This is a genomic window from Aromatoleum anaerobium (assembly GCF_012910705.2).
Classification (GTDB): Bacteria; Pseudomonadota; Gammaproteobacteria; order Burkholderiales; family Rhodocyclaceae; genus Aromatoleum; species Aromatoleum anaerobium.
In genome coordinates this window covers 561,826-584,749 of sequence record NZ_WTVG02000037.1, presented here as the reverse complement: position 1 = coordinate 584,749, position 22,924 = coordinate 561,826, and the positions used below count along the sequence as shown (strand labels likewise).

Annotated in this window: 21 protein-coding genes; 13 read left to right on the top strand and 8 right to left on the bottom strand. The window is 66.8% G+C overall.

All coding sequences use genetic code 11. The annotated features are described in order from the left end of the window. The first annotated feature begins 127 nt into the window (after positions 1 to 127). The 5 genes from glnE (at position 128) to GO606_RS08800 (ending at position 6,292) form a co-directional block, all read left to right on the top strand. Entirely contained in the window at positions 128 to 2,812 is a 2,685-nt protein-coding gene (glnE, locus tag GO606_RS08820) for a bifunctional [glutamate--ammonia ligase]-adenylyl-L-tyrosine phosphorylase/[glutamate--ammonia-ligase] adenylyltransferase (RefSeq protein ID WP_211166530.1), read from the top strand. A gap of 123 nt (positions 2,813 to 2,935) precedes the next feature. Beyond that, a complete protein-coding gene (locus GO606_RS08815; RefSeq protein ID WP_169117590.1) occupies positions 2,936 to 4,441 on the top strand; it encodes a CYTH and CHAD domain-containing protein in 1,506 nt (501 codons plus the stop codon). A gap of 97 nt (positions 4,442 to 4,538) precedes the next feature. Continuing rightward, a complete protein-coding gene (locus tag GO606_RS08810; RefSeq protein ID WP_169117589.1) occupies positions 4,539 to 4,991 on the top strand; it encodes a SixA phosphatase family protein in 453 nt (150 codons plus the stop codon). Between the two features lie 149 nt (positions 4,992 to 5,140). Beyond that, positions 5,141 to 6,070, top strand: coding sequence for a hypothetical protein (locus GO606_RS08805; RefSeq protein WP_169117588.1), 930 nt, complete (start codon positions 5,141 to 5,143; stop codon positions 6,068 to 6,070). Positions 6,071 to 6,118: 48 nt separating this feature from the next. Further along, complete coding sequence (locus GO606_RS08800) at positions 6,119 to 6,292, top strand: hypothetical protein (RefSeq protein WP_169117587.1); 174 nt, start codon at positions 6,119 to 6,121, stop codon at positions 6,290 to 6,292. A 33-nt stretch (positions 6,293 to 6,325) separates the two neighbouring features. On the opposite strand, the gene mnmA is transcribed toward GO606_RS08800, so the two are convergent. The 3 genes from mnmA to GO606_RS08785 are packed head-to-tail and all read right to left on the bottom strand — an operon-like array spanning position 6,326 to position 8,617. After that, positions 6,326 to 7,423, bottom strand: a complete 1,098-nt coding sequence (mnmA, locus tag GO606_RS08795) for a tRNA 2-thiouridine(34) synthase MnmA (RefSeq protein ID WP_169117609.1) — start codon at positions 7,421 to 7,423, stop codon at positions 6,326 to 6,328. Positions 7,424 to 7,439: 16 nt separating this feature from the next. Next, a complete protein-coding gene (locus GO606_RS08790) occupies positions 7,440 to 8,150 on the bottom strand; it encodes a hypothetical protein (RefSeq protein ID WP_169117586.1) in 711 nt (236 codons plus the stop codon). A gap of 11 nt (positions 8,151 to 8,161) precedes the next feature. Further along, entirely contained in the window at positions 8,162 to 8,617 is a 456-nt protein-coding gene (locus tag GO606_RS08785; RefSeq protein WP_169117585.1) for an NUDIX hydrolase, read from the bottom strand. Between the two features lie 180 nt (positions 8,618 to 8,797). Here GO606_RS08785 and GO606_RS08780 point away from each other — a divergent pair, with 180 nt between their 5' ends. The 4 genes from GO606_RS08780 (at position 8,798) to GO606_RS08765 (ending at position 11,972) form a co-directional block, all read left to right on the top strand. After that, positions 8,798 to 9,718 carry a branched-chain amino acid transaminase gene (locus tag GO606_RS08780; RefSeq protein WP_169117584.1) on the top strand — a complete coding sequence of 307 codons (921 nt, stop codon included), beginning with the start codon at positions 8,798 to 8,800 and terminating at the stop codon, positions 9,716 to 9,718. Positions 9,719 to 9,728: 10 nt separating this feature from the next. Further along, positions 9,729 to 9,929 (top strand): zinc-finger domain-containing protein, encoded by a 201-nt coding sequence (locus tag GO606_RS08775; RefSeq protein ID WP_169117583.1) that lies wholly within the window; start codon positions 9,729 to 9,731, stop codon positions 9,927 to 9,929. A 110-nt stretch (positions 9,930 to 10,039) separates the two neighbouring features. Continuing rightward, positions 10,040 to 10,471: a YybH family protein gene (locus GO606_RS08770; protein ID WP_169117582.1), complete on the top strand. Its 432-nt coding sequence runs from the start codon at positions 10,040 to 10,042 to the stop codon at positions 10,469 to 10,471. A gap of 88 nt (positions 10,472 to 10,559) precedes the next feature. Then, positions 10,560 to 11,972, top strand: coding sequence for a phosphomannomutase/phosphoglucomutase (locus tag GO606_RS08765; RefSeq protein ID WP_169117581.1), 1,413 nt, complete (start codon positions 10,560 to 10,562; stop codon positions 11,970 to 11,972). A gap of 111 nt (positions 11,973 to 12,083) precedes the next feature. On the opposite strand, the gene alaS is transcribed toward GO606_RS08765, so the two are convergent. Then, the gene (alaS, locus tag GO606_RS08760) at positions 12,084 to 14,705 is read right to left on the bottom strand and encodes an alanine--tRNA ligase (RefSeq protein ID WP_169117580.1); all 2,622 of its coding nucleotides are present in this window, start codon (positions 14,703 to 14,705) and stop codon (positions 12,084 to 12,086) included. A gap of 130 nt (positions 14,706 to 14,835) precedes the next feature. Between alaS and GO606_RS08755 the strand changes: the two genes are divergently transcribed. Further along, positions 14,836 to 15,387, top strand: coding sequence for a cob(I)yrinic acid a,c-diamide adenosyltransferase (locus GO606_RS08755; RefSeq protein ID WP_169117579.1), 552 nt, complete (start codon positions 14,836 to 14,838; stop codon positions 15,385 to 15,387). Between the two features lie 8 nt (positions 15,388 to 15,395). On the opposite strand, the gene dinB is transcribed toward GO606_RS08755, so the two are convergent. The 4 genes from dinB to yjgA all read right to left on the bottom strand — a co-directional run bounded on the left by dinB (position 15,396) and on the right by yjgA (position 19,022). Continuing rightward, on the bottom strand, positions 15,396 to 16,469 hold the full coding sequence (gene dinB / locus GO606_RS08750; RefSeq protein WP_169117578.1) for a DNA polymerase IV: 1,074 nt from the start codon (positions 16,467 to 16,469) through the stop codon (positions 15,396 to 15,398). A gap of 166 nt (positions 16,470 to 16,635) precedes the next feature. Beyond that, positions 16,636 to 17,718 carry a 3-deoxy-7-phosphoheptulonate synthase AroG gene (aroG, locus tag GO606_RS08745; RefSeq protein WP_169117577.1) on the bottom strand — a complete coding sequence of 361 codons (1,083 nt, stop codon included), beginning with the start codon at positions 17,716 to 17,718 and terminating at the stop codon, positions 16,636 to 16,638. A gap of 93 nt (positions 17,719 to 17,811) precedes the next feature. Continuing rightward, entirely contained in the window at positions 17,812 to 18,402 is a 591-nt protein-coding gene (gene mog / locus GO606_RS08740; protein WP_169117576.1) for a molybdopterin adenylyltransferase, read from the bottom strand. 47 nt (positions 18,403 to 18,449) lie between these two features. Continuing rightward, positions 18,450 to 19,022, bottom strand: coding sequence for a ribosome biogenesis factor YjgA (gene yjgA / locus GO606_RS08735; protein WP_169117575.1), 573 nt, complete (start codon positions 19,020 to 19,022; stop codon positions 18,450 to 18,452). A gap of 61 nt (positions 19,023 to 19,083) precedes the next feature. Between yjgA and pmbA the strand changes: the two genes are divergently transcribed. The 3 genes from pmbA to GO606_RS08720 all read left to right on the top strand — a co-directional run bounded on the left by pmbA (position 19,084) and on the right by GO606_RS08720 (position 22,910). After that, on the top strand, positions 19,084 to 20,424 hold the full coding sequence (gene pmbA / locus GO606_RS08730; RefSeq protein ID WP_169117574.1) for a metalloprotease PmbA: 1,341 nt from the start codon (positions 19,084 to 19,086) through the stop codon (positions 20,422 to 20,424). A 157-nt stretch (positions 20,425 to 20,581) separates the two neighbouring features. Beyond that, positions 20,582 to 21,664, top strand: a complete 1,083-nt coding sequence (locus GO606_RS08725) for a TRAP transporter substrate-binding protein (RefSeq protein ID WP_169117573.1) — start codon at positions 20,582 to 20,584, stop codon at positions 21,662 to 21,664. Positions 21,665 to 21,827: 163 nt separating this feature from the next. Beyond that, on the top strand, positions 21,828 to 22,910 hold the full coding sequence (locus GO606_RS08720) for a TRAP transporter substrate-binding protein (RefSeq protein WP_169117572.1): 1,083 nt from the start codon (positions 21,828 to 21,830) through the stop codon (positions 22,908 to 22,910). Positions 22,911 to 22,924: the final 14 nt, after the last annotated feature.

Below are 22,924 nucleotides of genomic sequence, written 5' to 3'. Positions count from 1 at the left end.
TGAAGCCGATGCTGCACGACTGAAAACGGACAGGCTTGGCTACAATCCGCTCCACGTCCTCCGCGCCGACGCCGCCACGCGGCGTCAGGAGCCCGCCATTCTAACAATGATCCGGAGCTCGCCTCCCATGTCCGTCGACTCCTCGCCGCTGCCCGAAGCGCTCCGCCGCGCCGCGTCCATTTCCCGATTCATGCGCCGCATGCTCGACAGCCGGCCGTGGCTCGCCGCGCAGCTCGCGGGTTCGCTCGCACAACCGCTCGACAGTGAGGCGATGTCGTCGTTCCTCGCGAGCCGCGGTCTCGACGAAGCGAGGCTGCGCGCGAGCCTGCGCCACTTGCGCAGCTGGGTCGTCTGCCATGTGCTGACGCGTGACCTGAACGGCTTGGCGGATCTCGCCGAAGTCACCGAAACGATGACCGTCCTCGCCGAGGTGACGATCCGCGCCGCATACGAGGTGCTGCGCGAAGGACTGGTTGCGCGCTACGGCGCGCCGCTGTCGCCGACCGGTTGGGAGCAGGAGCTGCTGGTCATCGGCATGGGCAAGCTGGGCGGGCGCGAACTCAACGTGTCGTCGGACATCGACCTGATCTTCGTCTACCCCGAGGACGGCGACACCGGCGGCAACAAGGTGATCAGCAACTTCGAATTCTTCGAACGGCTCGGCAAGCAGATGATCCAGGCGCTCGCCGACGTCACCGAGCACGGCCAGGTGTTCCGCGTCGACATGCGACTGCGGCCGAACGGCGATTCGGGCCCTCTGGTGTGCTCCTTCGATGCGCTGGAAAACTATTTCATCACCCAGGGTCGCGAATGGGAGCGCTACGCGTGGATCAAGGCGCGCGTGCTGGCCGGCGAGCGCTATCACGAGCTGGAACAGATCGCGCACCCATTCGTGTTCCGCAAGTACCTGGATTTCGGCTCGATCAACGCGATGCGCGCGCTGCACGCGCAGATCCGCCGCGAAGTCACGCGGCGTGACCGCGTGAACAACATCAAGCTCGGGCCGGGCGGCATCCGCGAGATCGAATTCACCGCGCAGGTGTTCCAGCTGATTCGCGGCGGGCGCGAACCGGGACTGCAGGTGCGCGCGACGCTCGACGTGCTCGCGGTGCTCGGCGAGCGCGGCATGCTCACGCCGCAGACGGTGCGCGAACTGGCCGAAGCCTACGACTTCCTGCGCCGCCTCGAGCACCGGCTGCAGTACCTCGACGACGCGCAGACGCACGACCTGCCCGGCAACGACGCAGACCGCGAGTGCATCGCGCGGGCGATGAACTTTCCCGACTACGCGTCCTTCCTCACCGTGCTCGACCACCATCGCGCCGCGGTGAGCCGGCATTTCGATCACGTGTTCGGCGATCCGAGCGAGGAAGCCCACACGCTCGACAGCATGTGGGCGGCCGCGCGCGACGTCGAGCAGGCCGAGCCGATCCTCTCGCGCCTCGGCTACGGCGACCCGTCCGGCGCCGCCCACCGGCTCGCGGCGCTGCACGGCAGCGCACGCTACCAGCAGCTGCCGAACCACATCCGCAGCCGCCTCGACGCGCTGATGCCGCGCGTCGTCGAAGTCGCCGCCGCCACCCCGGGGCCGGACGAAACCCTCGCACGCTGCCTTGACCTGATCGAGGCGATCAGCCGCCGCGGCGCCTACCTCGCGCTGCTGCAGCAATATCCGCAGGCGCTGCGGCGCGTCGCCGACCTCGTCGGCGCGTCGCGCTGGGCCGCGCAGTACCTCACGCGCCACCCGATCCTGCTCGACGAACTGCTCGACGACCGCAATCTCGAACCGGCACCCGACTGGGACGCGCTGCGCACGCAGATGCGCGCCACCCTCGACGCGCTCGAGCCGGACATGGAGCGCCAGATGGACGTCATGCGCGAGCAGCACCATGCGCAGGTGTTCCGGCTGCTGACGCAGGACATCGCCGGCCTGCTGACCGTCGAGAAGCTCGCCGACCACCTGTCGGCGCTCGCCGACCTGATGCTCGAACTCGCGCTGCCGCTGGTATGGCGCAAGATCAAGATCCGCCACCGTGACGACCCCGCGTTCGCCGTCATCGCGTATGGCAAGCTCGGCGGCAAGGAGCTCGGCTACGCCTCGGACCTCGACATCGTGTTCCTCTTCGACGACCCCGCTCCCGAGGCGCTCGAGGTCTACACCCGGCTCGCGCAGCGCATCAACACCTGGCTGTCGAGCCAGACCGCCGCCGGCATCCTGTTCGAGACCGACCTGCGGTTGCGCCCGAACGGCGATTCCGGCCTGCTCGTGACGTCGATCGAGTCGTTCCGCAAGTACCAGCTTGAATCGGCGTGGGTGTGGGAACACCAGGCGCTGACGCGCGCCCGCTTCGCCGCCGGCGACGCGACGATCGGTGCGGCCTTCGAGCGCATCCGCTGCGAAGTGCTGCGCCTGCCGCGCGACCTGGACACGCTGCGCGCCGAAGTGCTGGCGATGCGCCGCAAGATGAGCGACGCGCACGCCGGGAAAAGCGAACGCTTCAACCTCAAGCACGACGCCGGCGGCCTCGTCGATGTCGAGTTCCTGGTCCAGTACCTCGTGCTCGGCCACGCGCACCGCTACCCCGAACTTACCGGCAACCTCGGCAACATCGCGCTGTTGCGCATCGCCGGCGAACTCGGCCTGATTCCGGCGGAACTCGCGACGCGCTGCGGCGACAGCTACCGCCTGTTCCGCCGCCTGCAGCACCGCCAGCGCCTCAACGGCCTGCTGTCGCTGGTCGATCCGGATGAGGTCGCGGCCGCTCGCGAGCCGGTCCAGGCGCTCTGGGCAATCGTCTTCGGCAGCGCCTGAGCCGCAGCGCCCCCGAACTCCCGCAGCGCGCGCATCGCATCGCATCGCATCGCCATACATCTGCCGGTAACGGCACGAGGACTACAATCGGCCACTTCTTCACCCGTGGCCCGCCACCTTCCAATGAGCCAGGAAATCGAACTCAAACTCAGCCTGCCCCCGAAAGCGGTGCCTGCGCTGCGCCGCCATCCGGTCTTCAGCGGTGCCGCCCGGCAGGGCAACGCGGTGACGCTCGACAACACTTACTTCGACACCCCGGACCTCGCGCTGAAGCAGCGCAAAGTCGCGCTGCGCATTCGCCGCCACGGCCGGGTACGACTGCAGACGGTGAAATGCTCGGCCGTCTCCGCCGGCGGCCTGACCCAGCGCCCGGAATGGGAGCAGTCGTACAGCGGCGCCTTCGACTTCTCCGCCATCGATGCGCCCAAGGTGCTGAAGCTGCTGAAGCGGCACGAAGCGGCGCTGCAGCCGGTGTTCTCGACCCGCTTTCGCCGCGAGACGCGCCTGTACGCCCCGCGCGAGGGCGTACGCATCCTGATGATGATCGACACCGGCGAAGTGATCGCCGGCGAACAGCGCGAACCGATCTGCGAGCTCGAACTGGAGCTCGTCGAAGGGGAACCGCTCGACCTGCTGCTGCTCGGGTCGGAACTCGCCGCCCACCTCCCGCTGCTGCCGAACGACGTCAGCAAGGCCGAACGCGGTTACCGGCTGCATCTGGGCTGCGAGCCCGAAGCGATGCGCGCCGAAGCGTCGACGATCGACGCGAAACAGACGCCGGCCGAAGCGTTCCGGACGCTGGCCTTCTCCTGCCTGCGGCAATGGCAGGCGAACGCGAGCGCAGCGGCGCACAGCAGCAAACCGGAATTCATCCATCAGTTGCGTGTTGCGTTGCGGCGCCTGCGCTCGCTGCTCGCGCTGTTCGCGCCCGCCCTGCCTGCGGATTTTGTCGCCGACTGGCGCGAACGGCTGAAGCTCAATGCCGACCGCTTCGGCGACACGCGGGACCTCGACGTGCTCTACGACGAAGTGCTCGCTCCCGTCGTCGCCGGCGCGACGGTCGAAGAACCGGCGGTCACGCGGCTGGCCGGACTCGCCCTCGCCGCACGCGATGAAGCACGCGACGCGGCGGTCCATGACCTCGACCTTGCGGCCCAGGGCCGCCTGCTGATCGGACTCACCGCCGCACTCCATGCGCTGCCGACCAACGACCTGATCGAAGCGATCGATCTGCGCAGTTTCGCGCGCCTCCAGCTCACGCGCCTGCGCAAGAAGGTGCGGCGGCGCTTCGAGGCCGCGGCCGACTTCGTGCCGGCGCATCTGCACGCGTTGCGGATCGCGCTCAAGCGCCTGCGCTACGGCGTCGAGTTCTTCGCTCCGCTGTTCTCCCCCAAGGCCGGCAGGCGCTATCTTCAGCGCATCGTCCGGGCGCAGGATGCGCTGGGCTTCGTCAATGACGTCGAGGTCGCACGCGGGCGGCTGCTCGGCTGGGCCGGCGAGGACGCGGAACTGCGCGCCGCGGCGGCTTTCGTCAGCGGCTGGCACAGTCCGAAATATGCGCGCCTGGCGCGGCGTGCGCGGCGCGAGCTCGAGCCGCTGCTGTGGGGCAAGACCCCGTGGAGCCGTTGAGCGCGCAAGGGCACTCGAACCGGGGGCGACGGTCGACCCGTCATCGAGGCGCAACCGGCCGTATTCAGGCTGTCGCCCTTTTGACCGGGAGCAAGCGATGGATCTGTTGTTGTGGCGTCACGCGGAGGCCGTCGAAGGCACTCCGGACCGGGCTCGCGAACTGAGCGCGCGCGGGCGCGAGCAGGCGCGGCGCATGGCGCGCTGGCTCGACGAGCACCGCCCGAAAGCGCTGCGGATACTCGTCAGCCCGACGATGCGCACGCGCCAGACCGCGCTGGCGTTCACGCGGGATTTCGAGATCGTGCCGTCGATCGGACCCGAGGCCGGCGTCGCGGACCTCATCGCGGCAGCCCGCTGGCCGGAGGCGCGCGGGGCATGTCTCATCGTCGGCCATCAGCCCACGCTCGGGCGGCTCGCGGCGCTGCTGTTGTGCGGTGCGGAAACCGACTGGACGATCAAGAAAGGCGCGTTGTGGTGGTTCAACGATCGCGTGCGTGAAGGCGAGCCGCAGACGGTGCTGCGTGCTGCAATCCCTGCCGATTTCACGTAACTGAAGGTTGGCGAAGCGACAGGAAGCAGCCCAAGCGCCCAACATGGGGCGAGTCGCAGGCGCGATGACGACGAAACATGATTTCGTGCAGTGCACAATCCCCGGTTTCGTGCCTAAACTGTCAGCCACCTGAACCGAAACGGCCCGCCATGAACACACTGATCGCCAATGGTACTGTCCGCGTCATCGGAAACATCGAACGCGTCTACTACGACGGTTACTGGATCAAGGCCTACGATCCGCCCGCCGACTCGCTGCGCGCAAAGAAGCAGCTGATCGAAGCCCTGACGCGCCGGCTGTTCAATCACGTCGAACACGGCATCAACATCCCGGGACGCCGGCTGAACGAAGCGCGACAGGCCTTCGAGTCGGAGACCGAGCCGGCGCGCAAGCGGGTCAAGGGAGCGATGCTCGCCGGAGCGTTGTTCAACCGCGCGACCGACATCTTCACGAAACTCATGGAGCTGCAGGAGCTGGGCATCGAGATCGACGAGGAAAACGCGTTGATGCGCGAGTGCGGCTTCTGTCTGCAGGAAGCGCTGACCTTCGGCAAAATGGTGTTGCATCGCAGCGGCGAGGAAGGCATCGACGAGCTGTGGGGCGAGCCGTTCCGTGCATTCTCGATCCCGGTCGAAGCCTTCTACGACAGCCGCTACATCAAGATCGCCCAGACGCTGCGCGACATCGATCGCATTGCGCAGGTGATCGTCAGCACTTTCGGCGGAACGCGGCTGTTCGAAGGCATCGAATGCCTGGTGCTGCGCTTCACCGAGGCCGCCAAGATCAAATGCGAAACGCTGCGCACCGACCCGGCGATCTTCGACGTGTGGGCGGATTTCGCAGTGGCCGGCGAGGAGCTCGCCGCGTTCGCGCCGCGCCTCGTCGGCGCCACCTCGGCGGAGGCCCTGCAGCTTGCGGCCGACGGGCTGCAGCTGATCGTCAAGGGCCGCGATCTCGTCGGCCACATCACCCGGGCGCGGGTGCCGATGCCCAAGAGCACACGCGAATACATCGAGCACTGCGAACATTACAGTGCGAGAATCCACAGCCATTTCCAGGGCTGCATGAACCTGCCCTGAACCCATACCGGCCCGCCAGCGCGGCCGATTCCTACCAGGACAAAGTCGATGAAACGCACCGATCTCGAGAAACTCAACGGACTGAAAATCCAGGGCCGGATGAAGCGCGACGGCACGCCCGAGCGGTTCCGCTCGGGGGCTGAAAACGAGGCGAAGGCACCGCTCAATCCGCTGATCGAAAAACTGCTGCGCAAGAGCCTCGGAGCCAAGGACGGGAACTGAGCGTCCGGGGCAGCGCTGGCCGGCGCGGCGCGGTCAGGCGATCACGCCGCCGCCGAGGCACACCTTCGACTCATACACGACGACGCTCTGCCCCGGCGTCAGCGCCCATTGCGGTTCCGCGAACATGATCTCGGCGCGCCCGTCGGCGATCGCCTCGATCTCGCACGGCATGTCGGGCGTCCGGTAGCGCGGCTTGGCGGTGTATACCCAGTGCGTGTGGGGCTCGCGCTCGGCAATCCAGTGCAGGTCGGTCGCGGTCAGGCGGGTCTTCAGCAGGGCCGGATGCTCGTGCCCCTGAACGGCATACAGCACGTTGGCCTTGACGTCCTTGCCCGCGACATACCACGCCTCGTGCTCACCGGCGTCGTCCTGGCGGCCCTTGATGCCGCCGATGTGCAACCCCTTGCGCTGGCCGATGGTGTGGTACATCAGGCCCTGGTGCTCGCCGATGACGCGGCCGTCGTCGAGGTTGCGGATCTCGCCGGGGCGCATCGGCAGGTAGCGCATGAGGAATTCGCGGAACGGCCGCTCGCCGATGAAGCAGATGCCGGTCGAATCCTTCTTCCCGGCGACATGCAGGCCGGCCTCGGCCGCGATGCGGCGCACGTCGCGCTTGTAGAGGGCGCCGAGGGGAAACAGCGTCTTCGCGAGCTGCGCCTGGCTCAGCCGGTACAGGAAATAGCTCTGGTCCTTCGTGCCGTCCTCGGCTTTCAGCAGCTGGTATTCGCTGCGCCCGTCATTGACCCATTCGCGCACCTGCGCATAGTGCCCGGTCGCGATGCGGTCCGCGCCGAGCGCCATCGCGTGATCGAGAAAGCAGCGGAACTTGATCTCGGAATTGCACAGGATGTCCGGGTTCGGCGTGCGCCCGGCCTCGTATTCGCGCAGGAAATCGGCGAACACGCGGTCCTTGTACTCGGCCGAGAAATTGACGACCTCGAGGTCGATGCCGATGACGTCGCAGACCGACGCGACATCGACGAGATCCTGGCGCGTCGAGCAGTGCTCGTCGTCGTCGTCGTCCTCCCAGTTCTTCATGAACAGGCCGGTCACCTCGAAACCCTGCTGCTTGAGCAGCAGCGCAGTCACCGAGGAGTCGACGCCGCCGGACATGCCGACGACGACCTTCATCCCGTTGGGATCGGTATTACTGGACATTCGGTCCTTCTCCATTGAGCCATTCGGCGAGCGGCAGGATGACTGCCGGCTCGCCATGATTTCCGAACCAGCTATCGACGACGAAACGTCCGCCCGGCGCAGTGATGCCAGCAGCACCGGGCGGCGACACTTCGGGGTCGCGCGGTCGCGGGATGTCGTCGATGACATTCTGGCAGTCGCACAGCGCCAGCAACAGCGGCACGTGATCGGGAACACTGCCCGCCGCAGCGGCGGGAACCTCCGGCGCCGCCGGCCAAGGGGGCGGGACCTCCTCGATCAGCGCCGAGAAATGCTGAAAAATCACGCGCGAGCGGCGCGCCGGCTCGAGCACGCGGTGAAAGCGCAGCCAGCCGCGGTCTGCCATCAAAGCCAGCAGGCGCGTGGTCGTCGTCGCATGGTCGATGCAGTCCATTCGCCCGTCGATCCCGTCATCGAGGAAATTGCCGGCACGATCGGCCGCGATCGGCGATTGCTCTCCGGCGATCCGGTGCAACGCGGCGACCGCCAACGATATCGCCACCCGCTCCCGCTCTGCATCACCGGTGTCCGAAAACAGCCGCCCGACCTCGTCGAGCCGCTCGTCGGCGAAGCGGATTTCGGCGCTCGCCGCGCAGCCGTAGTTGAAGCAGACGTCGACGGAAGCGGCCGCCTGCACGGCACCCCAGACGGACAGCGCGAACAGGGCCGGCCACTGATGCATCGGTGCCGCGGTCAGCCGGAATAATGCGTGATGAACTCGAGCGGGTAGCGGCGCCCGGCGATCCAGTCGTCGACGCAGCGCATCACGAGCGGGCTGCGGTGACGCGGCGTGCAGCCGCGCAGCTCGTCCGCCGTCAGCCACACCGCCCTGACGATGCCGTCGTCGAGCTTCGCGCCGGTCGACTCGCCGAGCACCGCCCCGCCGAAGGTGAAGCGCAGGTAGGTGATGCCGCCGTCCGGCACCGCCCATTGGTAGACGCCGACGAGGCACTCCGGCACGAAACGGTACGCGGTCTCCTCGAGCACTTCACGCGTCGCCGCCGCGACGAGCGACTCCCCTTCTTCGAGATGGCCCGCCGGCTGGTTGAAACGCAATCCGTCGGCGGTTTCTTCCTCGACGACGAGAAAACGGCCGCCGCGCTCGATGATCGCCGCGACGGTGACGTTGGGTTTCCAGGATCTATTCATCGTTTTGCCGGGCAAAGGCGCGATTTTAGCGCCTCGGGGACGGCCCCGCACTTGCGGCGCACGCGCCCGAAGGCGCCGCGGCCCGGCAAAAATACCGGACTTTGCGCTAGAATCGCGCGCTTGCTCCGCTTTGCCGCGGACGCTTTCACCAACCTGATTTTCCGCTGGAGAACACGCACCATGTCCATGGCTGACCGCGACGGTTTCATCTGGCAGGACGGCAAACTCGTGCCGTGGCGCGAAGCCACGACTCACGTCCTGACCCACTCCCTGCATTACGGCCTGGCCGTCTTCGAGGGCGTGCGCGCGTACAACACCGCCAGGGGCACCGCGATCTTCCGCCTCGCCGAGCACACGCAGCGCCTGATCAACTCCGGCAAGATCTACCGCATGGAGATCCCGTTCTCGAAGGAAGAGCTGATGGAAGCACAGAAGGAAGTGGTGCGCGCCAACAAGCTCGAATCCTGCTACCTGCGCCCGCTCGCGTTCTACGGTTCGGAGAAGATGGGCATCTCGACGCGCGGCGCGACCGTGCACGTCGCCATCGCCGCGTGGCCGTGGGGCGCATACCTCGGCGAGGAAGGCCTCGAGAAGGGCATCCGCATCAAGACGTCGTCCTACTCCCGCCACCACGTCAACGTCACGATGCCGCGCGCGAAGATGTCCGGCAGCTATGCGAATTCGATCCTCGCGAACCTCGAGGCGACCGAGGACGGCTACGACGAGGCGCTGTTGCTCGACACCCAGGGCTTCGTCGCCGAAGGCTCGGGCGAGAACCTCTTCGTCATCAAGGACGGCAAGATCTACGAACCCGAGATCGCCTCGGCGCTGACCGGCATCACGCGCGACTCGGTGATCCAGGTCGCGCGCGAATTCGGCTACACGGTCGAGTCGCGCCGCATGACGCGTGACGACATCTACATCGCCGACGAAGCCTTCTTCACCGGCACGGCGGCGGAAGTGACGCCGATCCGCGAACTCGACAACCGCACGATCGGCGAAGGCCGTCGCGGCCCGATCACCGCCAAGATCCAGGCGCGCTTCTTCGATATCGTCAATGGCCGTGCGCCCGAATACGAGCGCTGGCTCACCCACGTCTGAGGATTCCTCGATGGCCGAAACTCGCGACAAGACCCAGCCGATCGCCGTCACCGCGGCCGATCTGCCACTCGCCTGCCCGCGCCCCGACGCCCCGCTGTGGGCGCGGCACCCGCGGGTGTTTCTCGACGTGCTGAAGGAAGGCGAAGCGGTGTGCCCGTACTGCAGCGCGAAGTACGTGTTCACCGGCGAGCATCCGAAAGGCCACCACTGAACGGCCTCGCCGCGCGGCGGCCTCTTCCCGGCGGTCCGTTCCGTCATCAATGGGGGGCCGAAGATGCTTCCGCGCAGTTTCGCCCGGTTGCGGGCGAGGATTGAAACATTGTGAGCAAACCCATCTACACTTCGGTCGCCGAAGCGGAAGCGGCGTTCTACGACGCGCTGGCACGCTCCGACCTCGATGCAATGATGACAGTCTGGTCGGAAGACGACGAAGTCGTCTGCGTGCACCCGGACACCCCGCGCCTGGTCGGGCTCGCCGCGGTGCGGGAATCCTGGCGCCAGCTGTTTGCGGGCGGCACGCGGCTGCAGGTGCGCACCTCCCACCACGTGGTGTGCCAGAACATGCTGCTGACGATCCACAACGTGATCGAACACGTCACGGTCGAAGGCGAGGACCGGCTGCCGCCGCCGATGATCGCGACCAACGTTTATACGCGCGGAGCGCTCGGCTGGCGCCTCGTCATGCACCACGCATCGCCGGCGCCGGAAAACCCGCACGCCCCGGCTCACGGTGCGCCGCACGTCATGCACTGAACGGGCTGTAACAGCCCGGACAGGGCGTGCACCGGCAGGTCTGCGATAATGCCGCCCGTCATTCACCCACCATCGACCGGCCTGCGCCATGACCCCTACTCCGAACTCCGCGACACCCTCCTCCTACGCTCCGCCCGCCCCCGAGATCTTCAAGGCCTACGACATTCGCGGCATCGTCGACAAGACGCTCACCGCCGAGGCCGTGCGCGCGATCGGGCACGCGCTGGGTTCCGAGGCCAGGAAACGCTCGCAGCGCGCGATCGCGATCGGCCGTGACGGGCGCCTGTCGGGACCGGAGCTGGCCGGCGCACTCGCCGACGGCATCCGCGCCGCCGGCGTCGATGTCATCGACATCGGCTGCGTGCCGACGCCGCTGACGTACTTCGCCGCCTACCATCTCGGCACCGATTCCTGCGTCAGCGTCACCGGCAGCCACAATCCGCCCGACTACAACGGCCTGAAGATGGTGCTCGGCGGCGAGACGCTCCACGGCGAGCTGATCCAGGACCTGCGCCGACGCATCGTCGACAACGACCTCGCGCACGGCGCAGGCGAGTTGCGCGAAGCTCCGGTCATCGACGCCTACCTCGACCGCGTCACCTCGGACGTGAAGCTCGCCCGGCCGATGAAGATCGTCATCGACTGCGGCAACGGCGTCGCCGGCGCGGTCGCCCCGCAGCTTTTCCGCCGCCTCGGCTGCGAACTCGTCGAGCTCTTCTGCGACGTCGACGGCACCTTCCCGAACCATCACCCCGATCCGTCCAAGCCCGAGAACCTGCAGGACGTCATCCGCGCGCTGCGCGACACGGACGCCGAACTGGGCCTCGCGTTCGACGGCGACGGCGACCGCCTCGGCGTCGTGACGAAAGCCGGGCAGATCATCTATCCCGATCGCCAGCTGATGCTGTTTGCCGCCGACGTGCTGTCGCGCGTGCCGGGCGGCGAGATCATCTACGATGTCAAATGCACGCGCAATCTCGCCGGCTGGATCCGCGAGCATGGCGGCAAGCCGACGATGTGGAACACGGGTCATGCGCTCGTGAAGGCGAAGCTCAGGGAAACCGGCGCGCCGCTCGCCGGCGAGATGAGCGGCCACGTGTTCTTCAAGGAGCGCTGGTTCGGCTTCGACGACGGCCTGTACGCGGGCGCCCGGCTGCTCGAGATCCTGTCGCGCGCCGCCAACCCAAGCGCCGTGCTCGACGCGCTGCCCGACGCGGTCAGCACGCCGGAACTGAACATCAGGATGGCCGAAGGCGAGCCGTTCGAACTGGTGCGGCGGCTGAAGGAGTCCGCGCGCTTCGACGGCGCGAGCGATGTCATCACGATCGACGGCGTGCGCGTCGAATACGCCGACGGCTTCGGCCTCGCGCGGCCGTCGAACACGACGCCGGTCGTCGTGCTGCGCTTCGAAGCCGACTCGCAGCAAGCGATCGAGCGCATCCAGGCGGATTTCAGGCGCGCGATCGAAGGCGTCTGGCCGGGCGTGCAACTGCCGTTCTGAGCGACCCGCACCGCCTGCAAGGGGACGGCCGGCCGCGAGCGCGGCCGACTCGCTTCCGGTCGGAACCGGCAACAAGGCCGCCCGCAGGCGGCCTTTCCTGAAAGCGCGCGATCAGAGGCGCGCTTCGGCCCAGGCTTTGACCGACGCGAGCGCTGCCGGCAGATGCGCCGGTTCAGTGCCGCCGGCCTGCGCCATGTCGGGCCGCCCACCGCCCTTGCCGCCGACCTGCTGCGCGACCATGTTCACGAGCTCGCCGGCCTTCAGCTTCGCGGTCAGATCGGGCGTGACCCCGGCGATCAGGCTCACGCGCCCGTCGGCGACCGCCGCGAGCACGATCACCGCCGATTTGAGCTTGTCCTTGAGCTTGTCGAGCGTCTCGCGCAGCGTCGCGACGTCGGCCCCTTCGAGCATCGCGGCGAGCACTTTCGCGCCCCGCACCTCGACCGCCTGCGCGACGAGTTCGTCACCCTGGCTCGCGGCGAGCCGCGACTTCATCCGCGCGAGCTCTTTCTCGAGCGCGCGCACGTTGTCGAGGATGCCGGCGATGCGCTCCGCGACCTCGTCGGGCTGCACTTTCAGCAGCGCCGAGATGCCCTGCACGCGCCGCTCCTGCTCCTGCGCGTAGCGCAGCGCGTTCGCGCCGGTCACCGCCTCGATGCGGCGCACGCCGGCCGCGACGCCGCCTTCCGAGACGATCTTGAACAGCCCGATGTCGCCGGTGCGGGCCACGTGCGTGCCGCCGCACAGTTCCTTGCTCGAGCCGATCGCGAGCACCCGCACCTCGTCGCCGTACTTTTCGCCGAACAGCATCATCGCGCCGGACTTCTGGGCTTCGTCGATCGGCATCACCCGCGCTTCGGTCGCGACGTTGGCGAGGATCTCGGCGTTGACGATCTCTTCGACCTCGCGGATTTCCTCAGGCGACAGCGGCGCGGTGTGCGCGAAGTCGAAGCGCGTCTTGTCCGGATCGACCTGCGAACCCTTCTGCTGCACATGGGCGCCGAGCACTTCGCGCAGCGCCTTGTGCATCAGGTGCGTGACCGAATGGTTGCGCTGCGTGCTCGCACGCGCGGCCGCATCGACACGGGCAGTGACGTCCTGCCCGACCGAGAGACTGCCGGTCTTGACGACGCCATGGTGACCGAACACCGCCGCCTGGATCTTCTGCGTGTCCTCGACTGCGAAGATGCCGGCGCTGCCGCGCAGTTCACCGCGGTCGCCGACCTGGCCGCCGGACTCGGCGTAGAACGGCGTGTTGTCGAGGACGACGACGCCAATGTCGCCTTCCTGGAGTTCCGCGACCGGGAAGCCGTCCCTGTACAGCGCGAGCACCTTGCCGCGCTCCTCGAACCGCTCGTAGCCGTGGAACACAGTTTCCGGCCCCTCGTATTCGAGGTTCGCGGCCATGCGGAACTTGCCGGCGGCGCGCGCCTGCTCCTTCTGGCGCGCCATCGCCGCGTCGAACGCCGCCGCATCGACGGTGACTTCGCGCTCGCGGCAGACGTCCGCCGTCAAGTCGAGCGGGAAGCCGTAGGTGTCGTGCAGCTTGAACGCGGTCTCGCCGTTGAACGTCCGGCTGCCGGCCGTCGCCATCGCCGCGAGCTCGGTTTCGAGAATCGCCATGCCGTTCTCGATCGTCGCGAAGAAGCGCTCCTCTTCCTGCTTCAGCACGTCGGCGACGCGCGCCTGCCCGGCTTTCAGCTCCGGGTACGCCACGCCCATCTCGGCAACCAGGTCCGGTACCAGCCGGTGGAAGAACGCGGTCCGCGCGCCGAGCTTGTAGCCGTGGCGGATCGCGCGCCGGATGATGCGGCGCAGCACGTAGCCGCGCCCTTCGTTGCCGGGGATCACACCGTCGGCGATCAGGAACGAGCACGCCCGGATGTGGTCCGCGATCACGCGCAGCGAAGGGCTGTCGAGGTCCGCACATACGGTCTCGCGCGCCGCCGCGCGGATCAGGTTCTGGAACAGATCGATCTCGTAGTTGCTGTGCACGTGCTGCAGCACCGCCGAGACGCGCTCGAGGCCCATGCCAGTATCGACGCTGGGCTTGGGCAGCGGATGCATCACGCCCGCCTCGTCGCGGTTGAACTGCATGAACACGTTGTTCCAGATCTCGATGTAGCGGTCGCCGTCCTCGTCCGGCGATCCCGGCGGACCGCCCCAGATCTCGGGACCGTGGTCGTAGAAGATCTCGGTACAAGGCCCGCACGGTCCGGTGTCGCCCATCATCCAGAAGTTGTCGGACGCGTAGCGCGCGCCTTTGTTGTCGCCGATGCGGATCACGCGCTCCGCAGGCACGCCGATTTCCTTCGTCCAGATGTCGTAAGCCTCGTCGTCCTCCGCGTAGACGGTGACCCACAGCTTGTCCTTCGGCAGCCCGAACTCTTCAGTCAGGAGTTCCCACGCATACGTGATCGCGTCGCGCTTGAAATAGTCGCCGAAGCTGAAATTGCCCAGCATCTCGAAGAACGTGTGATGCCGCGCGGTGTAGCCGACGTTCTCGAGGTCGTTGTGCTTGCCGCCGGCGCGCACGCATTTCTGCGACGTCGTCGCGCGGCTGTACGGCCGCTTGTCGAAGCCGAGGAAGACGTCCTTGAACTGGTTCATTCCGGCGTTCGTGAACAGCAGCGTCGGGTCGTCGTGCGGCACCAGCGAACTGGAGGCGACGATCTGGTGACCTTTGGATTCGAAGAACTTCAGGAACTTCTCGCGGATTTCAGCGCTTTTCATGGGGGAGGTTCGCCTGGACTGATCGGATCGACACAGCGGAATTCGTAAAACGGCAATTCTAACGGATGAAAGGAGACCGGGAGGCTTCGCCTATAATCGGCCGACCCCAACTGCACAGGAAGACGAGAAAATGGGACATCGGCTCTCGAAGATCTACACCCGTACCGGCGACGCCGGCACGACCGGGCTGGGCGACGGCAAGCGTGTGGCGAAGAACAGCCGGCGCATCGACACGCTCGGCGAAGTGGACGAACTGAACGCGGTCATCGGGCTGCTGCTGTGCGAGGACCTGCCGGACGACGTGCAGGCGCTGCTGACCGACGTGCAGCACGATCTCTTCGACCTCGGCGGCGAGATCTGCATCCCCGGCATGAGCATGATCAGCCAAAAGCATGTCGACAAGCTCGAGACCGAGCTCGACCGGCTCAACGAACCGCTCGAACCGCTGAAGGACTTCATCCTGCCCGGCGGCAGCCGCGCCGCGGCGCTCGCGCACCTCGCGCGCACGGTCTGCCGCCGGGCGGAACGCGCGATCGTCGCGCTGGGACAGGAAGAAGCGGTCAACGACGGGCCGCGCCAGTACCTGAACCGGTTTTCCGACCTGCTGTTCGTGCTCGGGCGCGTGCTCAACCGGGCCGCCGGCCGCGGCGACGTGCTGTGGGAGAAAGGCAAGAACGCCTGAAGTTCGCGTTACTCCACCCCGTCGGCGTCCGCGAACAGCGGAAGCTGCGGGTCCGGCGCCGCGCAGGCAGCGAAGCGCACGCCGACGCCAAGCAGACGGACCGGCAGGCCGCGGCGGCGGTGGGCTTCGGCGAGCAGCCGTGCCCAGGTTTCGGCGCCGGGCGCCGGATCGACGCATTCCGCCGTCGTCTGCGTGAAATCCGAGAACTTCACCTTGACGAAAACCTTGTGCACCGTCTCGCCGTCGCGCAGCCGCGCCATGCGGCGCGAGAATTCCTCGACGAGCGCCGGCAAGGCCTCGAGGCAGGCCTGCAGGTCGGGAAGGTCGCGGTTGTAGGTCGTCTCCACCGACAGGGATTTGCGCTCGCGGTCGGGCGCGACCGGCCGGTCATCGATGCCGCGGCACAGCCGGTGCAGGTTCGCGCCGAAGCTGCCGAATTCGCGCGCGAGATCGGCGAGACCCCAGCCGCGCAGATCGCCGCACGTCTCGACTCCCAGCCGCAGCAGGCGCTCGGCGGTGACCTTGCCGACGCCGAAGATCTTCTTCACCGGCAACTCGGCGACGAAGGCGTCGACCTCTTCCGGGCGCACGATGAACTGGCCGTTCGGCTTCCTCCAGTCGCTCGCGACCTTCGCGACGAACTTGTTCGGTGCGATGCCGGCCGACGCGGTGATGCCGACTTCGTCATGGATGCGGCTGCGGATCTCCTGCGCCATCAGCGTCGCGCTGCCGCGGCAGCGATCGACGGCGGTGACGTCGAGATAGGCCTCGTCGAGCGACAGCGGTTCGACGAGCGCGGTGTATTCGCGGTAGATCGCGAGGATCTGGCGCGACGCCGCACGGTAGCGGGTGAAGTCCGGCGGCAGCAGCAGCAAGTGCGGGCACAGCCGCAGCGCGTGCGCGCTGGACATCGCCGAACGCACGCCGAAAGCGCGCGCCTCGTAGTTGCACGTCGCGACGACACCGCGCTCGCCGGGCTTGCCGCCGACCGCGAGCGGACGGCCGACAAGCGACGGATCGTCGCGCATCTCGACGGCCGCGTAGAAGCAGTCGCAATCGCAGTGGATGATCTTGCGCGACACGCGTCGTGCCTGATGCGGAGGATCGACGACGCTGCGGCTTCAGGCGCCGGGCCCGACACCGACATCCATCACGCGCAGACCGGAAAGGCGCGACGTTTTGCGGCAGGCCGGTGCGTACATGACCCCGGCCCTCAACCGCCGGCGCGGCAGCTACCCGACCGCCGCGTCACTCCAGGTCGGCGCGTTTGACGCGGCGCTGGCGTACCGCCTCGGCGAGGATTTCGAGCACGGTGACGCTGTCTTCCCAGCCCAGACATGCGTCGGTGATGCTCTTGCCGTACTCGAGTTCCTTGCCCGGAATCAGGTCCTGACGCCCTTCCTTCAGGTGCGACTCGACCATCACGCCGATGATGCGGTCGTCGCCGGCCGCCATCTGCGCGCCGACATCGCGCGCGACCTCGATCTGCAGGCGGTGCTGCTTGCGGCTGTTGGCGTGCGAGAAATCGATCATCACCTTGCCCGGCACGCCCGCGGCGGCGAGCTCCTTGCAAGCGGCATCGACGCTGACGGCGTCGTAGTTGGTGCTCTTGCCGCCGCGCAGGATGACGTGGCAGTCCTCGTTGCCGAGCGTCGTCACGATCGCCGAATGCCCGGCCTTCGTCACGGAGAGGAAATGATGCGGCGACTGCGCGGCCTTGATCGCGTCGACGGCGATCCGGACGTTGCCATCGGTGCCGTTCTTGAAGCCGACCGGGCACGACAGGCCGGATGCGAGCTCACGGTGCACCTGACTTTCAGTCGTGCGCGCGCCGATCGCCCCCCACGCGATCAAGTCGGCAATGTACTGCGGCGTGATCATGTCGAGGAACTCGGTGCCGGCCGGCAGCCCCATCTCGTTGATCTCCCACAACAGCTTGCGCGCGAGCCGCACGCCTTCGTTGATGCGGAAGCTGTTGTCGAGGTAGGGATCGTTGATCAGGCCTTTCCAGCCGACCGTCGTGCGCGGCTTCTCGAAATACACCCGCATCACGACGAGCAGGTCGTCCTTGTGGCGCGCCGCCTCGACCTTGAGCTTGCGTGCGTATTCGAGCGCCGCGTCCAGATCGTGGATCGAGCACGGTCCGATGACGACCAGCAGGCGGTCGTCCGCGCCGAACAGGATGCGGTGGATCCCCTGCCTCGCCTCGTACGCGATTTCGGCCGCCTTCGGCGTCGCCGGAAACTCGCGCAGCACGTGGGCGGGCGGAATCAGTTCCTTGATCTCCTGGATGCGGACATCATCGATGTGAAGCTTGACTGAGGCAGACATGGCGAAACTCTGTTGAGCAGCGTTGGCAAGCGAACGATTCTAGCCGAAGATCGCCCGTTTCTGCGCCAGCCGCGTCCCGCCGAGAGTTCGGGTTCAGGCCTTTTTCGGCCGGATCGCCTGCTTCGGCCGGAAGGCCTTGATGACTTCGTCATCGGTCTCGACGTACGGCCCGCCGATCAGGTCGATGCAGTACGGGATCGCCGCGAAGATGCCGACGTGACTCACCGAGCCGTCGGCGGCGCGCAGTCCTTCGAGCGTTTCACGGATCGATTTCGGCTGCCCCGGCAGGTTGACGATCAGGCTCTTGCCGCGGATCACGGCGACCTGGCGCGACAGGATCGCGGTCGGCACGAAGTTCAGGCTGATCCGGCGCATCTCTTCGCCGAAGCCGGGCATCTCCTTTTCGCCGACGGCCAGTGTCGCTTCCGGCGTGACGTCGCGCGGCGCGGGCCCGGTGCCGCCGGTGGTCAGGATCAGCGTGCAGCCTGCAACGTCGGCAAGCTCGATCAGCGTGCGCTCGATCGTCGGCCGGTCGTCCGGGATCAGCCGCATTTCGGCGCGCCACGGCGAGGTCAGCGCGCGATCGAGCCACTCGCGCAGCGCCGGAATGCCCTGGTCCTGGTACCTGCCGTCGGAGGCGCGGTCGCTGATCGACACCAGGCCGATCGTGATTTCGTCACTCATGGGAATCCCCTTTCGATCATCGGGCACGCCGGAACGCCCGGCCGTGCTCACTCTTCATCGTCATCCTGCGGCTCGTCCGCCGGGGCCGCGGCAGCGCCGGCATCGAGGTCACGCAGCACGCGGAACAGCTCGCGGAACGCGCGCGGCGGCTTGTTCTGCTCGCGCTCCTTCAGCGCATTGCGCCGCAAGGTGCGCAGCTGCTGGAAATCCGCGTCCGGCCAGGTCTCGGCGATCCGCTGCAGCACCTTCTCGTCGTCGAGCACATCGGCGCGCAGGCGCTCTAGCCGATGCTGGCGCGCGATCTCGGCCTTCGACAGGCCGTTGAACACGTCGAGCTGCGCCTGGATCGGTTCGGGATCGATGTGGCGCATCAGCTTGCCGACGTACTGCATCTGGCGGCGCCGCGCCTCGTGCTTGGTTATGCGCTTGGCCTCGCGTACCGCGTCGGCGAGCGCTTCGGGCATCGGCACTTTCTTCAACTGGTCGACGGACAGCGCGACCAGTTGCTCGCCGAGATCCTGCAGCGCGTGCATGTCGCGCTTGCGCTGGCTCTTGCTTGGCGGCAGCGGCAGCCCTTCCTCGTCGTCAGGCAGGTTGTCGTCGTGGTCGGCGTGGATCATGAAAAGTACAGTGCGTGGGAACGGGGTAAGATTATAGCCTTTGCTCCCTGGTCTCCCGCCCATGTCCGCTCAAGGCTTCTCGTTCTCCCCCGACCGGCTGCACGAAATCGCCGCCGATGTGCTGAAATTCGCGAAAAAACGCGGCGCGACGGCATGCGAAACCGATGTTTCCGAAGGCTTCGGCCAGTCGGCGACGGTGCGCAAAGGCGAAGTCGACACGATCGAATACAACCGCGACAAGGGCATCGGCGTCACGATCTATGTCGGCCAGCAGCGTGGCCATGCGAGCACTTCGGATTTCTCGAAGGCGGCGCTGAAGGCGACGGTCGAAGCGGCCGTCTCGATCGCCCGCTTCACCGCGCCCGATCCGTGCGCCGGCCTCGCCGACCCGGAGCTGATGGCAAAGGACTGCCCGGACCTCGACCTCCACCACCCTTGGCAGCTCAGCGTCGAGGACGCGATCGCCGCGGCGCGCGAGTGCGAGGAGGCGGCGTTCGCCGTGAGCCCGACGATCACGAATTCCGAAGGGGCGAGCGTCTCGACGCAGCAATCGCACTTCGTCTCGGCGAACAGCGCCGGCTTCATCGGCGGCTACGCCAGCTCGCGCCACAGCATCTCGTGCTCGGTCATCGCCGGCGAAGGCGACGGCATGCAGCGCGAATACTGGTACGACTCGCGCCGCGACGCGGCCGACCTGATGGCGAGCGATCTGGTCGGACGGCGTGCAGCCGAACGGGCCCTCGCCCGCCTCGGTGCGCGCAAAATCAAGACCTGCGAGGCGCCGGTGCTGTTCGAAGCGCCGCTGGCGGTCGCGCTGATCGGGAACTTCGTCCACGCGGTCAGCGGCGGCTCGCTGTACCGCAAGTCGTCGTTCCTGCTCGACAGCCTCGGCCAGCCGGTGTTCGCGCCGATCGTGAACATCTCCGAGCGCCCCCATGTTTCGAAAGGCTTCGGCTCGAGCCCGTTCGACAGCGACGGCGTCGCGACGCGCGACCGCGAAGTCGTCAGCGACGGCGTGCTGCAAGGCTATTTCCTGTCGACCTATTCGGCACGCAAGCTCGGGCTTCAGACGACTGGCAACGCCGGCGGCTCGCACAACCTCATCGTCGGCGCCGGCGACATGGACTTCCCGGCACTCGTCAAGCACATGGACCGCGGCCTCGTCGTCACCGAACTCCTCGGCCACGGCGTCAATTACGTCACCGGCGACTACTCGCGCGGCGCCGCCGGCTACTGGGTCGAAAAAGGCAAGATCAAGCACGCGGTCGAGGAAATCACGATCGCCGGCAACCTGCGCGACATGTTCCGCAGCATCGTCGCGATCGGCAATGACGCGCTGCCGCGCGGTTCGAAGCATTGCGGCTCGGTGCTTATCGAGCGCATGAAGATCGCCGGCCGCTGAAGGCGCGCCGCACGCCTATCGCCGTGGCGTAGTGCCACGGATGGCCGTGTGGCCTATGAAGCGGCGCAGGGTTCCTCTGCGACGCCGCGCCCGCACCACCCCTCGGGGAATCTCGCCGGCATTGCCGGAAATTCATAAAGCACAACAAGGAGAGATCGTGGAACGTCGAAAATTTCTCAGAAGCGCGGGCCTCGCCGGCGTGCTCGCCGGCGCCAGCGCACCGGCGATCGTCCATGCGCAGGAAAACATCCGCTGGCGTCTCGCGTCGAGCTTCCCGAAATCGCTGGACACGCTGATCGGCGCCGCCGAGACTTTCGCGAAGAACGTCGCCGAATCGACCGGCGGCAAATTCACCGTCACCGTGCATGCCGCCGGCGAACTCGTGCCGGCCTTCGGCGTCGTCGACGCGATCCAGCAGGGCACCATCGAGTGCGCGAACACTGCGCCGTACTACTTCTTCGGCAAGGACGAAACCTTCGCGTTCGACTGCGCGATTCCGTTCGGCATGAACGCCCGCCAGCTCACCGCGTGGATGTACGAAGGCAACGGCCAGAAACTGCTGCGCGAGTTCTACGCCCCGTACAACATCATCAGCCTGCCGATGGGCAACACCGGCGCGCAGATGGGCGGCTGGTACCGCAAGGAAATCAAGTCCGTCGCCGATTTCAATGGCATGAAGATCCGCATCGGCGGCTTTGGCGGCCGCGTGCTCGCCAAGCTTGGCGTCGTGTCGCAGAACATCCCCGCGGGAGAGATCTATTCGGCGCTGGAAAAGGGCACGATCGACGCGACCGAGTTCGTCGGCCCGTACGACGACCTCAAGCTCGGCCTGCATCGCGTCGCCCCCAACTACTACTATCCGGCATGGTGGGAAGGCAGCGCGCAGACGACCCTCTACGTCAGCGCCAAGGCCTTCAATGCGCTGTCGAACGAGTACAAGTCCATCGTGCGCCAGGCGGCTTCGGATTCACACGTCGTCACCCAGGCCCGCTACGACGCCCGCAACCCGGCCGCATTGAAGCAGCTGATTTCCGAAGGCGCCAAGCTGAGGCGGCTGCCCAAGGAGGTCATGGATGCGGCCTTCAAGGCATCACGCGAAGTCTATGCCGAGCTGAACGACAAGAACCCGGCCTGGAAGAAGATTTACGCCGACTACTCACGCTTCATGCAGGCGCAGTACCAATGGACGCCGCTCGCCGAAGGCAGCTACGACCAGTACATGGCGGGGCAGAAACTGTAAGCCACGGCCCGGCCCCCCCGCGGCCGTCGCGCGTTGCGTTGCGCGCGACGGCCGCCGATCTTCCCTGAGCATCGGAATATTAGGGTTTCCCGCGAATTTCGCCGCCGTGCAAACCCTTGTACTCTCGGTGCCATTCCAACAGCGGAAGGTCAAGGGAGACATCGTGGAACGTCGTTCATTTCTGAAAAATGCAGGTATCGCGGGAGTTCTTGCTGCCGGAGCCGCTCCGGCCATCGTCAACGCCCAGCAGAACCTCCGCTGGCGCCTGGCATCGAGCTTCCCGAAGTCGCTGGAAACCCTCTTCGGCGGCGCCGAAGGTTTTGCCAAGAACGTCACCGAGGCGACCGGCGGCAAGTTCACCGTCAGCGTGCATGCCGCCGGCGAGCTCGTTCCGGCTTTCGGCGTCGTCGATGCCCTGCAGCAGGACACCATCGAGTGCGCCCACACCGCGCCCTACTATTTCTTCGGCAAGGACGAAACTTTCGCACTCGACTGCGCGATTCCCTTCGGCATGAACGCGCGCCAGATGAGCGCCTGGATGTACGAGGGCAACGGTCTCAAGCTGCTGCGCGAATTCTACGCCCAGTTCAATATCGTCAACTTCGTAATGGGCAATTCCGGCGCCCAGATGGGCGGCTGGTACCGCAAGGAAATCAAGTCGGTCGCCGACATCAACGGGCTGAAGATCCGCATCGGGGGCTTTGCCGGGCGCGTGATCTCCAAGCTTGGCGCCGTGCCGCAGAACATCCCGGCCGGCGAGATCTACCAGGCGCTCGAAAAAGGCACCGTCGACGCCGCCGAATGGATCGGCCCCTATGACGATCTGCGGCTCGGGCTGCACAAGGTCGCCAAGAACTACTACTACCCGGCGTGGTGGGAAGGCAGCACCCAGTTCTCGCTGCTGGTCAATAACAAGGCCTACAATGCGCTGTCGAACGAGTACAAAGCCATCGTTCGGCAAGCAGCATCCGACGCCCACGTCGAAGTCCTGGCGCGCTACGACGCCCGCAACCCGACCGCGCTCAAGCAACTCATCGCCGAAGGCGCCAAGCTCCAGCGTCTGCCGAAGGACGTCATGGACGCCGCGTTCAAGGCCTCGCGCGAAGTCTACGCCGAGCTGAACGGCAAGAACCCGAACTGGAAGAAGATCTACGCCGACTACTCGCGCTTCCAGGCCGACGCGTATCAGTGGGAAGGAATCGCCGAAGGCAGCTACGACCAGTACATGTCGGCACAGAAACTCTGATGTGTGTAGAAACG

Coding starts and splice junctions, on each gene's coding strand:
- GO606_RS08775 (WP_169117583.1), top strand. CDS start 9,729: ATGGCCGAAACTCGCGACAAGACCCAGCCGATCGCCGTCACCGCGGCC.
- GO606_RS08810 (WP_169117589.1), top strand. CDS start 4,539: ATGGATCTGTTGTTGTGGCGTCACGCGGAGGCCGTCGAAGGCACTCCG.
- pmbA (WP_169117574.1), top strand. CDS start 19,084: ATGTCCGCTCAAGGCTTCTCGTTCTCCCCCGACCGGCTGCACGAAATC.
- mnmA (WP_169117609.1), bottom strand. CDS start 7,423: ATGAAGGTCGTCGTCGGCATGTCCGGCGGCGTCGACTCCTCGGTGACT.
- GO606_RS08780 (WP_169117584.1), top strand. CDS start 8,798: ATGTCCATGGCTGACCGCGACGGTTTCATCTGGCAGGACGGCAAACTC.
- alaS (WP_169117580.1), bottom strand. CDS start 14,705: ATGAAAAGCGCTGAAATCCGCGAGAAGTTCCTGAAGTTCTTCGAATCC.
- GO606_RS08800 (WP_169117587.1), top strand. CDS start 6,119: ATGAAACGCACCGATCTCGAGAAACTCAACGGACTGAAAATCCAGGGC.
- GO606_RS08785 (WP_169117585.1), bottom strand. CDS start 8,617: ATGAATAGATCCTGGAAACCCAACGTCACCGTCGCGGCGATCATCGAG.
- GO606_RS08755 (WP_169117579.1), top strand. CDS start 14,836: ATGGGACATCGGCTCTCGAAGATCTACACCCGTACCGGCGACGCCGGC.
- glnE (WP_211166530.1), top strand. CDS start 128: ATGTCCGTCGACTCCTCGCCGCTGCCCGAAGCGCTCCGCCGCGCCGCG.
- mog (WP_169117576.1), bottom strand. CDS start 18,402: ATGAGTGACGAAATCACGATCGGCCTGGTGTCGATCAGCGACCGCGCC.
- yjgA (WP_169117575.1), bottom strand. CDS start 19,022: ATGATCCACGCCGACCACGACGACAACCTGCCTGACGACGAGGAAGGG.
- aroG (WP_169117577.1), bottom strand. CDS start 17,718: ATGTCTGCCTCAGTCAAGCTTCACATCGATGATGTCCGCATCCAGGAG.
- GO606_RS08815 (WP_169117590.1), top strand. CDS start 2,936: ATGAGCCAGGAAATCGAACTCAAACTCAGCCTGCCCCCGAAAGCGGTG.
- GO606_RS08790 (WP_169117586.1), bottom strand. CDS start 8,150: ATGCATCAGTGGCCGGCCCTGTTCGCGCTGTCCGTCTGGGGTGCCGTG.
- GO606_RS08765 (WP_169117581.1), top strand. CDS start 10,560: ATGACCCCTACTCCGAACTCCGCGACACCCTCCTCCTACGCTCCGCCC.
- GO606_RS08805 (WP_169117588.1), top strand. CDS start 5,141: ATGAACACACTGATCGCCAATGGTACTGTCCGCGTCATCGGAAACATC.